Here is a 14205-nt window from a genome sequence, read left to right as displayed (position 1 = left end):
CTTACATCACCCTATTTATCTAAAGAACCTTTCAATAATTTGTTTACAACTTGCGGATTAGCTTGTCCATGAGTTTGTTTCATAATTTGTCCAACCAAATACCCAACAGCTCGATCTTTACCATTATGATAATCATCAACTGACTGTTGATTATCTTTTAAGACCCCATCAATAATTGGTTGCAGTTTTTTAGGATCAGATAATTGGACCAGTCCTTTTTCTTCAACGAATTTCTTTGGATCTTGCCCCTTAGTAACTGCCTTAAATACTTTTTTAGCCATTTTACTTGAGATGGTATCGTCCATAATCATTTTAATCATGGTAGCCATCGCTTCAGGCGTGATTTTGGTGTCTTCCAAGTTAGCTTGATTATCGTTCAAGTACGCATTGACGTTATCTTGAAGGTAGTTAGCGGCTAATTTAGGATCAGCACCTAATTTAACCATTTTATCATAAAAATCAGACATTTCTTTGGTCTGAGTGATAACCATTGCATCATAATCAGTGATCCCTAATTCATTAACGTAACGATTACGACGTTTGATAGGCATCTCAGGCATGGATTCTTTTAATTCATTAATCCATTCATCAGAAATACTCAAAGTTGGAAGATCTGGTTCTGGGAAGTAACGATAATCATCTTTTCCCTCTTTGACACGCATTAACTCAGTTTTACCAGTAGATTCATCAAAACGACGACTCTCAGAATTAATCTGACCGCCGGACATCAACACCTGTTGTTGACGTTGTTCTTCGTACTCAAGTGATTTTCTAACATGATTAAATGAATTCAAGTTCTTTAATTCAATCTTTTGACCTAGTTCTTTACTACCAATGGGTCGAACTGAGATATTAACATCAACCCGCATTGACCCTTCTTCCATCTTGACATCAGAAATTCCGGTAAATTGAATCCGTTGTCTTAATCCTTCCAGATAATCATATGCTTGTTGCGGAGTTGTCATCTCGGGCTTAGAGACAATTTCAATAAGCGGAGTCCCCTGACGGTTTAAGTCAACGTAAGAATATTTTTGTTCATGGGTATTCTTACCAGCGTCTTCTTCAATATGCATCTCTTCGATTCCAATTTTTTTCTTACCATTTTCGGTCTCGACTTCAATCCATCCGTTTCTAGCAGTGGGTCTCTCGTTTTGAGTAATCTGATACCCCTTCGGATTATCCGGGTAGAAATAATTTTTACGATCAAAATGAGGGTGCTTTTCAATATGAGCATGTAAAGCTAGAGCCGCGGTGATACCATCCGCAACGACCTGTTTGTTAACGACTGGGAGCGTTCCAGGATAACCCCAGTCAATCACGTTAGTATTACTATTAGGCTTGTCCCCAAACTGTGCAGCAGATGGACTATAAATTTTTGAATTAGTTTTAAGCTCAACGTGGACTTCTAGACCAATGGTCGTTTCAAAATTCATGACTATTTACCTCCCATCTTTGGTGTTTGCTTGTGAAAATCAGTATTCTGTTCAAAAGCGTATCCTGCTTTATAAATGGTACTCTCATCAAACGGTTTCCCCATTAATTGCATTCCGATTGGCAAACCATTACTGGATCCAGCAATTTGGGACATAGCAGGAACTCCAGCCATATTGGCTGGGATCGTCAAAATATCATTCATATACATTTCAATGGGATCTTGATCTTCTACTCCAATTGTAAAGGCAGTAACTCGAGATGTTGGACTCAAAATTAAATCATGGTCAGCAAAAACCTTTTTAAAATCATTGATGATTAAAGTCCGAATTTTAGCAGCCTGTTTGTAATATTTATCAACATTATCGTAAGAAAGCGATAAGGTACCTAGCATAATCCGTCGCTTAACCTCATCTCCAAACCCTTCTGATCGTGATTTAACGTACAATTCATCAAGTGTTTGAGCATCTGATGCTCGATATCCATAACGAATTCCATCGAATCTTTCTAGGTTAGAAGATGCTTCAGCGGTTTGAAGCGCATTATAAGCAATAACACCATATTTAGAATTAGGCATCGAAACCCAGTCAACCTTTGCACCTAATTTTTTAAACGTTTCTGCGGCATTTTTGATTGCTTTTGAAACATCAGGAGATAACTTATTAACGTATTCCTTGGGAATGCCAATTCTCATCCCCTCGACCCCATCTTTAATGTGTTCGGTGAAATCCGGAACTTCCTGTTTTGAACTAGTTGAATCGTGTTCGTCATGACCTGAAATTGCGTTTAAAACCAGAGCATTGTCAAAGACACTTCTAGTAAGAGGTCCGATTTGATCAAAACTTGAAGCCATCGCAATAAGTCCAAAACGTGATACTCGACCATAGGTTGGCTTCATTCCAACAATTCCCGTGAATGAAGCTGGTTGTCTAATTGAACCTCCGGTATCTGATCCAAGTGCAACTGGAACTTCACCGGAAGCAACTGCGGCAGCCGAACCACCGGACGAACCGCCAGGAACTTTGCTATAATCCCACGGATTGTGAGTGGTTTTAAGGGCTGAATTTTCAGTTGAACTTCCCATTGCAAATTCATCCATGTTGGTTTTACCAACGTTAATGGTACCAGCATTAGAAAGTTTCTTGGCCACCGTTGCATCATAAATTGAAGTGAAATTTTCTAGCATTTTTGAAGATGCAGTAGTTGGTAATTCTTTAGTAACGATGTTATCTTTCAAAGCCAACGGAATCCCATCTAAAATATTATTAGGATCAATCCCACGTTCATCAATGGCTTTAGCATTTTCAAGCGCTTTATCATTTAGATTATTAAAAGCATCAATGTTTTGGTCAGTAGTTTTGATGTTGTCCATGGTCTCTTTTACTAAGTCAACGGCCGAAATTTCCTTATTTACCAACATCTGGTGAAGTGAACGCAAATCCTTATCTAAATAGTTCATTATTATTCATCCTCACTTTCGTCAATAATTACTGGAACTTTAATTAAGTCATCTTGAATATCAGGAGCATTCTTTAACAAAGCATCTTGTTCGTGCCAATCTTCTGCCACGTCTTTTCTAGTAACGTCAATTCGATCCGTTACCGTATAAGTGGGCTCAACACCCGATGTATCAACTTTTTCAAGTGTATCCAACATTTTCAACAAATCATTTAATTGTTGGGTGAATTCAGGCAATTCATCTTTTTTCAATTCAAGCTTAGCTAACCCAGCAATATGTTGAGTTTGTTCTTCCGTAATCTTATCAGCCATTTTATCCCCTCTTTTACTAAATCACTAAATCTTAATAGCTATTAAACACATGCGAACTGAAGGACTTTCCTCCCGCATTCCGGTTCAAATAACTTTGAATTCCATCAGTTGATTTTACGGTAATATCAATTGGAACACTGCCAGGAAGATATTTTTGAGCAGCATTCTGTAGGTATTGAGTAAAACTGATGATTTCAGTTTGACTATAAAATTGAGTTGTAATGTTAATGTGCATTCCTTGAAGTTGCTTACCCTTGTATTGAGCCTGTGCAGTAATCCCACTCAAGTTAGGGAAGAAATTTTGAACCTGTGACTTAAATTGATTAAACGCAGATAAATCATTCGTATTAGGTCCCTTAGAACCATTGGCAATCGGGAACACATATGATTTTTCATTAATTGGTTTCCATGAGTTTACAGACGTCGTGCCCGGATTGTTAACCGATGAGGCAAAGAAATTACCACCAGTCAAACTATCGTTTGGAGCTTGCTTGTACAATGCAATCACGATTGGAATATTCTTTAATTCTTTATTCTGTCTCAATCGTTTAAGGATTGTGTTAGCCATCTCCTTACCTTGTTTCTCAACCACATCATCGGGGATCTTCTGTTGGTACTGGCTCCCGTACTTCTGCTTAGTGTAGTAGTACACTGAATTGATCCCAAGGCCAATGGTCATACCCTTCATGGTCATTTTATTACCATTTGGAACTAAGAAATCTTGTTCATCCATCTGTTGTAAGTACATCGGGGTTACTTTTCCCTTTTGTTGCGATGGATTTAGTCCCTCCGGGTTTTGCTTTGACTTACGATCAAGCCACTTCTCGGCAGTGTCAGTAGAGATGTATTGTCCCTCCTGAAAAACATACTTATCAGTCGAAAAATTCTGCTTGGAAATTCCAAGCAAACCGTTCTGAAATCCTTTCAAGTTAAACTGATTATCATTTTGTTGAATGTCAACCCCACGCGATTTACTAGTTTGATAATGTCCATCCTTAATAACACTCTGATAATTCTTACCACCAGTTTCCCCGGTTAATTGTGTATTCTTATTATTTGTATTAGTGGTACTCTTGTTAGTACTCCCACAAGCTACTAACATTAACGCGCTAGCCGCCACCATTAAAATTACTTTTAAGCGTCTCAACTTAAATTCCTCCGACTTCTTATCATTCTTTTTGCATTTCATTTTTAAAATGATCTTCATCCCAAACCGGAACCGAAAGAGATTGAGCTTTGGTTAGCTTACTACCTGCATCCTCTCCCGCAATTACTAGGTCGGTATTTTTAGAAACACTACTTGTGACATCCGCTCCATGGTTTTCAAGCCATTCACTGGCTTGACCCCTAGTTAAATCAACCAACTTTCCGGTCAATACAACTCGTTTACCATTGAAAAAGTTATCTGGTTGTACTATCTCTTCATTATTTACATAGTCCATATTAACACCAACATCAACGAGTTCGCCAATTAATTCTCTACTATCAGCGTTTTCAAAATAAGTATGAACACTATCAGCAATAACTTGACCAATGGTGTCAATTGAGGCGATTTCTTCGACACTTGATTTCATGAGAGCATCCATGGTTTTAAAGTGGGCAGCAATTAATCGCGCTGCTTTAGCACCGACGTGTCTGATGCCTAATCCAAAAAGCAATCTTTCAAGTGAATTGCTCCGACTACTATCAATGGCAGAAAGTAAATTGTTAGCAGACTTGTCACCAAACTTATCAAGAGTGAGTAGTTCATCATAACTAAGGTGATACAAGCTGGCCACATCCGAGACCATTTTTTTATCAAACAACTGCTTCACAATCTTAGGACCCAAACCATCAATATCCATTGCATTTCTAGAAGCAAAATGATTAATTTGTTCCACCAGCTGTGCTGGACACTTCGGATTAATACAACGTAAGGCAACTTCACCATCTAAGTGGACTAATTTAGCACCACATGAAGGACATCGATCTGGGATAACATATGGCTTAGAATCTTTTGGCCTTAAATCAGGAAGATACCTTTCAACCTCCGGAATAATGTCACCAGCTTTATACAAAACAACTGTATCGCCGACACGGATATCTTTTTTCTCAATATAATCAGGATTATGAAGTGACGCTCTTGAAACGGTAGTACCGGCCAATTGCACTGGATCCATGATTGCGGTAGGAGTTACCACTCCCGTTCTTCCAACGGTCCACTCAATCTTTTTAATTTTAGTATGAACTTCTTCTGGCGGAAACTTGTAAGCGATCGCCCACTTTGGGACTTTAACCGTATGCCCAATTTCCATTTGTAAAGGAAGCGAATTGGTCTTAATCACAATGCCATCGATACCAAAGGTGAGATTATCTCTTGCTGCTGAATACTTTTTAATGTAAGCATCAATCTGATCCATATTATCAGCTACTTGATAATGCTCATTAATGGTAAAGCCTAATTCTTTTAGTTCCTCTAAAAGTCCACTTTGAGTGGTAGCCTTTAAATCGTCATAATTAGCAACGTTATACATAAAAGTACTTAAGTGGCGATCCCTAGTAACTTTTGGATCCAATTGCCGAAGACTCCCGGCAGCAGCATTTCTCGGATTAGCAAACGTTGGTTTTCCGTCATTTTGTCGTCGTTCATTTAACTTTAAAAAGGCTTCTTTTCCCATATAACATTCGCCACGTACTTCAATATCAATGGGTCGACTTAATTTTTTAGGGATTGATGGGATGGTTTTTAAATTTTCAGTGATATCCTCACCAATTTGTCCATTTCCCCTAGTCGATCCCTGCACGAACACCCCATGCTCATAACGAAGTGAAATAGCTAGTCCATCGATCTTCAACTCACAATTATACTCAGTATCTTGAGGATAATTGTGCTTGAGTCGAATCACAAAATCCTTAAGCTCTTGGGGTGAAAATACGTCACCCAGTGAAAGCATTGGAATCTCGTGATTGACCTTTGTAAATTCATTCGAAGTTGCCCCACCAACGTGCTGAGTCGGTGAATCAGGAGTGATAATTGCTGGAAACTTAGCTTCCAGATCCTGCAAGCGAGCATAGTTTCGATCATATTCCGCATCTTCTACGGTTGGCTGATCCTGTTCATAGTACTGTTTTCCCCACTTAATTAACTTTGGTCTTAGTTCTGAGGCCTCTTTTTTTGCTTCACTTTCATTAACCTGATCCATTGGAATCTTAAACAATCTTACCACTCCCTTACTTAATCGATTGAATTTTTGTTATGGGTGCAAATGCAGCTAATAGACGTTTAATTCCTTTTTCTGGAAAGGCAATGTCAAGTTCCATATCTTCACCGGTTCCATTAATTTTAACAACCGTTCCAGTTCCCCACGCCTTGTGTTTGACTTTATCACCAATATTCCATGACTTCTTGTCAGCACCAGTTCCTTGGGGTTTTTCGACTCGTTTGTTAGGTCGATGATATGGTTCACTAAAGGCTCGATTGGTTCGTTTATTATACTCACTACTGGTGTCAAATGGAGTCTTAGGTCCCGTTGGAATTGAACTCTCATTATCCAATACATCCGAATTAATTTCATCCATAAATCGTGACTCGGGATTATTTTGCATTCTACCATATAACATTCGTGAATATGCATTTGTCATATAGAGTTTGGTCTGAGCCCGCGTAATTCCCACATAGGCTAACCGTCGTTCTTCTTCTAACTCACTTTCCTTTTCAGTAGCTCGACTAAGAGGAAAAATTCCTTCTTCCATCCCAACCATAAAGACGACTGGAAATTCAAGTCCCTTAGCAGCATGCAAAGTCATTAAAGTCACCTGTTTAGCCGATTCATCAACATCGTCTTGAGCCGATACAAGGGCCAGATCCGCCAAAAAATCTGTCAAACGACTATCACTACTACCAGTCTGTTCATCATACTTTAAATCAGAATCTTTTGTGACAGAAAGAAATTCTTCAATATTCTCAATCCGTGTCTGTGACTCCAGTGAATTGGTTTTCTTTAGATCAGCCATATATCCAGATTGATCCAAAAGTGCTTCGGTAATTTCCGTAACGGTCATATCCTTTTGCTTTTTTTGAACGTTTGATATGACATTAGCAAAATTAGCAATGGCATTTCGGGCACGACTGGAGATATTATTGGCCAAGTCAACATTTTGAGCTGCTTCTAGTAGATTCCATCCATTATCTGCTGCAAACATTCTCAACTTTTCCACACTTGAACTACCAATTCCGCGCTTAGGAACGTTAACAACCCGTTCAAAACTTAATGAATCACTAGGATTAGCAATGAGAGTCAAATACGAAAGAATGTCCCGGATTTCCTTACGGTCGTAGAATTTATGCCCACCAACCATCGTGTACGGAATATTTGATTTCAAGAAGGTCTCTTCGATTACACGAGACTGGGCATTCGTCCGGTACAAGACCGCAAAATCATTATAAGAATAATGATGTTTACTGACCTCATCTTTAATCTTAGACACCACGTAATGGGCCTCACTAGCCTCACTTTGAGCACGATAGTACGTTATTTTTTCGCCAGTATCATTTTCCGTCCACAAATTCTTATCTTTTCTCTCAGCATTGTTTTGAATAACGTCGTTTGCGGCACTTAAAATATTCTTAGTTGAACGATAATTCTGTTCCAGTTTCACAACGTGTGCATTTTTATAGTCATTTTCAAAATCCAAGATATTATTCATGTTAGCACCACGCCAACCATAAATGCTCTGATCAGCGTCACCCACTACACACAAATTTTGATACTTTTTGGCAAGCATTGATACTAATTTATACTGTGCTTCATTGGTATCCTGATATTCATCGACATGGATGTAATGAAACTTATCTTGATAATAATTCAAAACCTCTGGATATTGTTTAAACAATCTAATCGTAAGCATAATCAAATCATCAAAATCGACAGCTTGATTTTCTTGAAGTCGCTTTTGATATTCGAAATATACCTGTGAAACCACTTCTTCAAATGGACTGTTAGCTGAATGTGACTTTTGATAATCTCGTGGAGTCTGTAAATTATTCTTAGCGTTTGAAATGGCACTTAAAATAGCCCTTGGATCATTCTTTTTCGGGTCTAGATCTAAGTCTTTTAAAATTCGTTTTACAAGGGTCTTTTGTTCTCCTGAATCAGTGATAGAAAAAGCACGATTATAACCTAATTTATCAATGTCACGTCTCAAGATTCTCACGCCAAGTGCGTGAAAAGTTGATACCCAAACATCGTCACCACCGACGCCAAGTAATTTACTAACACGTTCCTTCATTTCGCGAGCAGCTTTGTTGGTAAATGTAATCGCCAAAATATTCCATGGCATCACACCTTTTTTCTCAATTAGATAAGCAATTCGATGAGTGAGCACCCTGGTCTTACCACTTCCAGCACCAGCCATAATCAAAAGTGGACCTTCAGTTTGTTCTACCGCCTCTTGTTGCTTATCGTTCATTGTCTTTAGTAGGTCTGTCTTTGACACGTTAACCAATCCTCTCGCTTTGTAAATCCATCATTAATTATAGCAAAATAGAGCCGACAAATTGCCGACTCTTCAATTTTAATAACATTTAATTTTTGGTCCAAATTCCTGTATTCACAATTCGATTAAACGTCTCTTCAACCGAATTGGTTGGAATTAAAATCACTCCAACCACATCATCATCACGTGCATTACTGTGATAATTAAAATAAAATTGCCAGTTTGGTTGAAGGATTCGTTGTCTAAGAACCTGTTCATATTGCTTTTTCGTAAACAAACGAGCAACCACATCACTAATCTTATTAATCTTAGCTAATGGCAACCCTGAAATGGCCCGAAGATGTTGATCATACTCGCTGATATCAGTAGCTAAATTAAACAAAAAACCGGCATTATTAACGGTTGGATCAATGTTTGTAACGTAAATGTTTTGATCAGCCGTTACACCGAACGATACCTCAAATGAACCAACGTATTTAACATTTTTGCCGATTTGATTAACAATTCTAATCATTTCGTTAATAACGTTAGAATCTGTTTTGGAAGTATCAGTACTTACCGTTTGGAGCATGTTCCCTAAATAACTGGTTTTAACGGCGGGAAATTGTTGTAAATCTTCTTTTACTGATTTAGTAGCAATAATTGCGTATTCGGAACGATAGGGAACGTAAGACTCAAGGATATAAGGCCCTCTTTTTAACATGTCGGACGCAAGTGCAATATCATTTGATTCGTTAATAACTAACTGTTGGTTATTAGTCATGTGTCGCTGAATTGGTTTTAAAATTGCAGGATATCCAATTGAATCAATTGCTTGATAGATATCTTCCAAGTTAATAATAGTGACGTATGGTGACGTATTGACGTTAATTTGATCAAAAAAGGCCCTTTCCATCACACGGTCCTGACTAATCTCTAAAAGGGATTCGCCTTGAGGAACATAAGTATACTTTTCGATTTCACTAATAACCTGAGGATCAATGTCATTTGAAACGTATGTAACTAAATCACACTTCTCAGAAAATTCCCTTAAAGTATCAACATCATTAACGTCACCTGTAAATGCGTAATCAGATTGTCTAGCGATCTCGCTATCTGAATTAGAACTATAGGTGGCGATTTTTAATCCCGCGTCGCGGGCCACGTTAACTAGTTGCGTACTACTAAAATAGTCACCAATAATTCCAATTGTGCTTCCTGGGTAGAGTAATACTGAATCCATAGTTTAACCTCCAATAAATCTTTTGCTACATCATTGTTTATCGTATTGATTAAGATGATACTTTTTAATGATTTTAATGATTTTGTCTGCATAAGCCGGGTCTGTTGCATATCCATCGGTACTGAGAGCCTTGGCAGAATCGACGTAATTGTCCGCCGACACAACTTCTTTATATTGCATGGGGTTCCAGTCTGTGCCATGAGCTAGTAAAACAGCATGATCTTCAATTGACTCATCCCAATTATCATAAACGCGAAAACTTCCGTGAACCATTGCGGGTGATCCACTCGTATATTCAGTCGTGTCCAAAGTGACACTCTTTTGTCCAGCACCCGCTTTAACACCAAAAAGATTATTATACTTTGAGGCCAAAGTACTCTGGCCCCAATCTGATTCTAAAATAGCCTGAGCAAGGGTAATGCTAGTCAAAATTTTATACTTCCGTTGCATCTCAACTGACTTCGGTAAAATCTTGTTGATAAATTCCTTATGTTGAACACTAACATTATTTTGTTCATACTGCGGGTTAAAATGAGAATTGCCTAAAATCATCACAGCACCAACGAACATGACTAACAGGATTAGCACGGTCAGGACATAAGCAACTAACTTATTTTGCTTTTGCTTCTTTTTCCTAGCCAAACTAACCCTCCTTACAAATAAATTTACTGTTTAAATTGTACTACAAAAATGTTAAAAATTGACAAATGTTAATTATTCGTTTATATTTCATTAGTTGAATACAATTGGAGGTGGTCAGTTTGGCAAAGAAACACGATGAACAAACGGAGACCGAAAAATCACCCTTTGAAGTTGGCGATGAAGTATCGTTTAAACTTGAAAAGAATGATTTTACCGGTTATATCGATAAAGCTTACAATAATGCCTTTTTGATTACATTTGAATCTGATGATCCAGAAATAATTGATAAGTATCATAACAAGACCGTTATTAATCACAAAGATCTTAAAATGATTAAGCAAGCTCCACGAATTCAAAAAGATCCTGATGAGGGACCAGATGACGATTCAAAACAAGATGGTGACAAAAAATCATCGGACGCATCAAAGTAACAAAAAGCAGATCGTAATGATCTGCTTTTTATTTTTGGATTACTTTATCTAACGAAATAATGATAATTGGACAAACAATTGCTGTAATAATCATTTCTATCAGACCATTGGTTCCAACTACCCCTAATAAGGCATAGATAATTTTGTCAACACTCACATGGTATAGGATTGGGGCTTGCTTTCGATTAAAAATATAAATAAATAACAGCACTAAAATTGTATTGGTCATGGAACCCAAAGCGCATGCAATCACAAGTGAAAGCTTATTATTAAGTAATTTTTTTAACCATTTGTAGGAAAAGTAAGCAACTACCGGAATTAAGGCCCGCGGTAAAATGGCCGTAATCGGATTCTCAAAGACAAGTGGAGCAATTGGACTAGTAGGCCACGTAAAGGCCCTGACAAACACAATTACACCCCAGAGCGTGCCAAGAATAAAGCCATCCTTTAAACCAAGCACTAAGGTTGCCACAATCACGGTAATTGGAATTAACGTAATGCTTAGTGGACCAACCGGAATATATCCTAAAATAGGAACAAAGTTTTGAATCAAAATAATGGCAATAAAAACTGACAAGATTGCAATATGATAATTTCGTGTCTTTTTCATTTTAAATTCACCCATTTAATAAAAAAGCGCTCATGCGGACATGAGCGACAAAATATAATCTTCTGATTAACGTTTTGAGAATTGACCAGCCTTACGAGCTTTCTTAAGGCCGGGTTTCTTACGTTCCTTCATACGAGGGTCACGTGTCAATAAACCAGCCTTCTTGAGGGCTTCTCTAAAGTCTGGATCAACTTCAAGTAAAGCACGTGCAATTCCTAAACGAACAGCACCAGCTTGTCCTGAATATCCACCACCATTAACGTTAGCTAATGTGTCATAATTACCAAGTGTCTCAGTAACATTGTATGGTTGTAAAATGATTTCTCTTAAATTAGGAAATGGAATGTAATCTTCAACATCTTTGTCATTGATTACAACTTTTCCAGTACCTGGTACTAAGCGTACACGAGCAACTGAATCTTTACGGCGACCTGTGCCGGTATATTGTACTTTAGCCAATTGTGTTTCCTCCTTAAATTAGGTTCTTAATATCAAGAACTTCTGGTTTTTGAGCTTCATGAGTGTGATCTTCACCTGCATAAACGTGAAGTTTCTTAGCGATTTGACGACCTAATGTACCGTGAGGAAGCATACCTTTAACTGAAGTTTCGATAAGTCGATCAGGCTTCTCTGCTCTCATTTGACCAGCAGTAATTGACTTAAGTCCACCAATGTAAGATGTGTGGTGATAATAAATCTTGCCACTAGCTTTCTTACCAGACAATGCAACTTTAGATGCATTGATTACAATAACATTGTCACCTGTATCTACGTTTGGCGTAAATGTAGGTTTGTTTTTTCCGCGTAGAATAGAAGCAACGACACTTGAGAGACGACCTAATTCAACGCCATCTGCGTCAATAACGTACCACTTGCGATCTACTTCGCCGGGTTTAGCCATATATGTTGTATGCACTTTTAATTCCTCCATGTTTCCGTGTTTGTTCGACACCTAATAAGTTTCCGGGGCTTATCGTGGGGCAAACAATACCAGTTACAATAGTACTAACATTTCTTCTGAAAGTCAAATTCATTTTAATCATCTGGATGATGTTTTCGTTTCGAATGTTTTGGATCATCTCCTGGATAATAAACCCTTTTTAAGTACAAGCCATTAGCTGGCATTGTTAAACGTGCTTCGTTTCGATCCTTCACTTTGAACAATCGTTGGATATCATGAACTGGCCGCTTTCCCCGTCCAATCTCCATCAGCACCCCAACCATAATCCGAATTTGATTATACATAAAACCATCACCATAAAACTCGAACTGCATCTCATTAGTAACTTTATCTAAGTTAGCATCAACCGAGAAAATTGTACGAACCCGACTTCCTTCCTTTGCACCAGAAGCAACAAAAGACGAAAAGTCATGTTTGCCAACGTAATCATGAATGGCCTCTTCGATCCAATTGAAATTAACGGGAAAACGCCAATGAGCAGTATAATTTCTTTTAAATGGATTGGTAAAGCGCCCCAAATCCAACCGATACAAGTACTTTTTCCCCGTTACATCATAACGAGCATGAAAGTCAGCATTAACCTTTTGCACACTTATTATTTCAATATCCAGGGGACACATACTGTTTAACCCCTTTAACATACTTTCCTCACCTAAATCATAGGGAAAATCAAAATGGGCAACCTGACCTAGGGCATGAACACCTGCGTCAGTTCTGCCAGATCCATAAAGTAAAACATGCTTGCCACTTTTTTGGGCCATTTTGTTAATAATATTAGTTAAAGTTCCTTCCACCGTTCGCTGCTTCGGCTGCGTTTGAAAGCCAGCAAATTTAGTCCCATCATATGCAAATGTAATTTTATACCGAGTTTTCATCTAATTCCTCACTAAAATAATTACAACCGTTAAAACCATCATGACCCCTAAAGCAACCCAATCAAGGACCGTCCAAGAGACGAGCTGATAATGAGTTCGCTTGACCTCATCAGAATATCCACGAGCTTCCATGGCATCTGCAAGGTGTTCAGCATGACGAAAAGAAGAAACAAACAAGGGAATAATCAGCGACACTAGGCTTTTAGCTCGTTTCATTAATTTGCCTTTACCAAAATCAACACCCCGTGCCCTTTGAGCATTCATAATGTCATTTAACTCATCGATTAGAGTCGGAATAAATTGCAGTGCAATTGAAACCATCATCCCAATCGTTTCAGTGGGAACTTTAACCCACTTAAGCGGTCTCAGAATCGTCTCAACACCAAGTGCAATCATCGATGGACTGGTCGTGATGGTCAAAATAGTAGCAATCGTGATAATAAGGACCAATCGAACAAATATCATGACCGCATTAATAATTCCCGATGAAGTGATGGAGATAAACCATAAATGAAAATAAACCGTTCCGCCATGGCCAAAAAACACTTGAATCAAGACCGTAAAAATAATTAGCCACAGAATGGGTTTGATCCCCTTTAGAAGCATCTTAATTCGAGAATGAGATAAGTATATCAGTACCAATGTAAAAAGCGTCATACATCCATAACTTACCCAATTATTGCACATCAAAATAAGCGTAATAATGATAACGGAGCCTAAAATCTTAAAAGCTGGATTTAAACGATGAATGAATGAATTTCCAGGAAAGTATTTTCCAAACACAAATT

The 14205-nt window shown here is 38.1% G+C and carries 14 protein-coding genes; 1 reads left to right on the top strand and 13 read right to left on the bottom strand.

The window, feature by feature from the left end; genetic code table 11:
• Positions 1-11 precede the first annotated feature (11 nt).
• From gatB to AC6UDE_RS02705, 8 genes are all read right to left on the bottom strand, one after another.
• Entirely contained in the window at positions 12-1433 is a 1422-nt protein-coding gene (gene gatB, locus AC6UDE_RS02740) for an Asp-tRNA(Asn)/Glu-tRNA(Gln) amidotransferase subunit GatB (RefSeq protein ID WP_500693575.1), read from the bottom strand.
• Between the two features lie 2 nt (positions 1434-1435).
• The gene (gatA, locus tag AC6UDE_RS02735; protein ID WP_500693574.1) at positions 1436-2890 is read right to left on the bottom strand and encodes an Asp-tRNA(Asn)/Glu-tRNA(Gln) amidotransferase subunit GatA; all 1455 of its coding nucleotides are present in this window, start codon (positions 2888-2890) and stop codon (positions 1436-1438) included.
• A 2-nt stretch (positions 2891-2892) separates the two neighbouring features.
• A complete protein-coding gene (gatC, locus tag AC6UDE_RS02730) occupies positions 2893-3201 on the bottom strand; it encodes an Asp-tRNA(Asn)/Glu-tRNA(Gln) amidotransferase subunit GatC (protein ID WP_500693573.1) in 309 nt (102 codons plus the stop codon).
• A 31-nt stretch (positions 3202-3232) separates the two neighbouring features.
• The gene (locus AC6UDE_RS02725; protein WP_500693572.1) at positions 3233-4408 is read right to left on the bottom strand and encodes a CamS family sex pheromone protein; all 1176 of its coding nucleotides are present in this window, start codon (positions 4406-4408) and stop codon (positions 3233-3235) included.
• Positions 4371-6389: an NAD-dependent DNA ligase LigA gene (ligA, locus tag AC6UDE_RS02720; protein ID WP_500696574.1), complete on the bottom strand. Its 2019-nt coding sequence runs from the start codon at positions 6387-6389 to the stop codon at positions 4371-4373. The genes AC6UDE_RS02725 and ligA overlap by 38 nt, the downstream gene beginning before the upstream one ends.
• Before the next feature lie 22 nt (positions 6390-6411).
• Positions 6412-8676, bottom strand: a complete 2265-nt coding sequence (gene pcrA / locus AC6UDE_RS02715; protein ID WP_500696542.1) for a DNA helicase PcrA — start codon at positions 8674-8676, stop codon at positions 6412-6414.
• Between the two features lie 88 nt (positions 8677-8764).
• Complete coding sequence (locus AC6UDE_RS02710; protein WP_500696541.1) at positions 8765-9898, bottom strand: ATP-grasp domain-containing protein; 1134 nt, start codon at positions 9896-9898, stop codon at positions 8765-8767.
• 30 nt (positions 9899-9928) lie between these two features.
• Complete coding sequence (locus AC6UDE_RS02705) at positions 9929-10540, bottom strand: glycoside hydrolase family 73 protein (RefSeq protein WP_500693569.1); 612 nt, start codon at positions 10538-10540, stop codon at positions 9929-9931.
• Positions 10541-10659: 119 nt separating this feature from the next.
• On the opposite strand from AC6UDE_RS02705, the gene AC6UDE_RS02700 reads away from it, so the two are divergent.
• Positions 10660-10971, top strand: coding sequence for a DUF2187 family protein (locus AC6UDE_RS02700; RefSeq protein WP_500693568.1), 312 nt, complete (start codon positions 10660-10662; stop codon positions 10969-10971).
• A gap of 28 nt (positions 10972-10999) precedes the next feature.
• On the opposite strand, the gene AC6UDE_RS02695 is transcribed toward AC6UDE_RS02700, so the two are convergent.
• The 5 genes from AC6UDE_RS02695 to AC6UDE_RS02675 form a co-directional block, all read right to left on the bottom strand.
• Positions 11000-11581, bottom strand: a complete 582-nt coding sequence (locus AC6UDE_RS02695; RefSeq protein WP_500696540.1) for an ECF transporter S component — start codon at positions 11579-11581, stop codon at positions 11000-11002.
• A gap of 66 nt (positions 11582-11647) precedes the next feature.
• The gene (gene rpsI, locus AC6UDE_RS02690; RefSeq protein WP_500696539.1) at positions 11648-12040 is read right to left on the bottom strand and encodes a 30S ribosomal protein S9; all 393 of its coding nucleotides are present in this window, start codon (positions 12038-12040) and stop codon (positions 11648-11650) included.
• A gap of 13 nt (positions 12041-12053) precedes the next feature.
• Positions 12054-12497 carry a 50S ribosomal protein L13 gene (gene rplM, locus AC6UDE_RS02685; RefSeq protein WP_500693566.1) on the bottom strand — a complete coding sequence of 148 codons (444 nt, stop codon included), beginning with the start codon at positions 12495-12497 and terminating at the stop codon, positions 12054-12056.
• A 119-nt stretch (positions 12498-12616) separates the two neighbouring features.
• Entirely contained in the window at positions 12617-13417 is an 801-nt protein-coding gene (truA, locus tag AC6UDE_RS02680; protein ID WP_500696538.1) for a tRNA pseudouridine(38-40) synthase TruA, read from the bottom strand.
• A complete protein-coding gene (locus tag AC6UDE_RS02675) occupies positions 13418-14200 on the bottom strand; it encodes an energy-coupling factor transporter transmembrane component T family protein (RefSeq protein WP_500696537.1) in 783 nt (260 codons plus the stop codon).
• Positions 14201-14205: the final 5 nt, after the last annotated feature.

The organism is Fructilactobacillus sp. X2R5C3 (assembly GCF_059901325.1).
The sequence above is the reverse complement of the archived record's forward strand: the minus strand, read 5'-3'. Positions and strand labels throughout refer to the sequence as shown.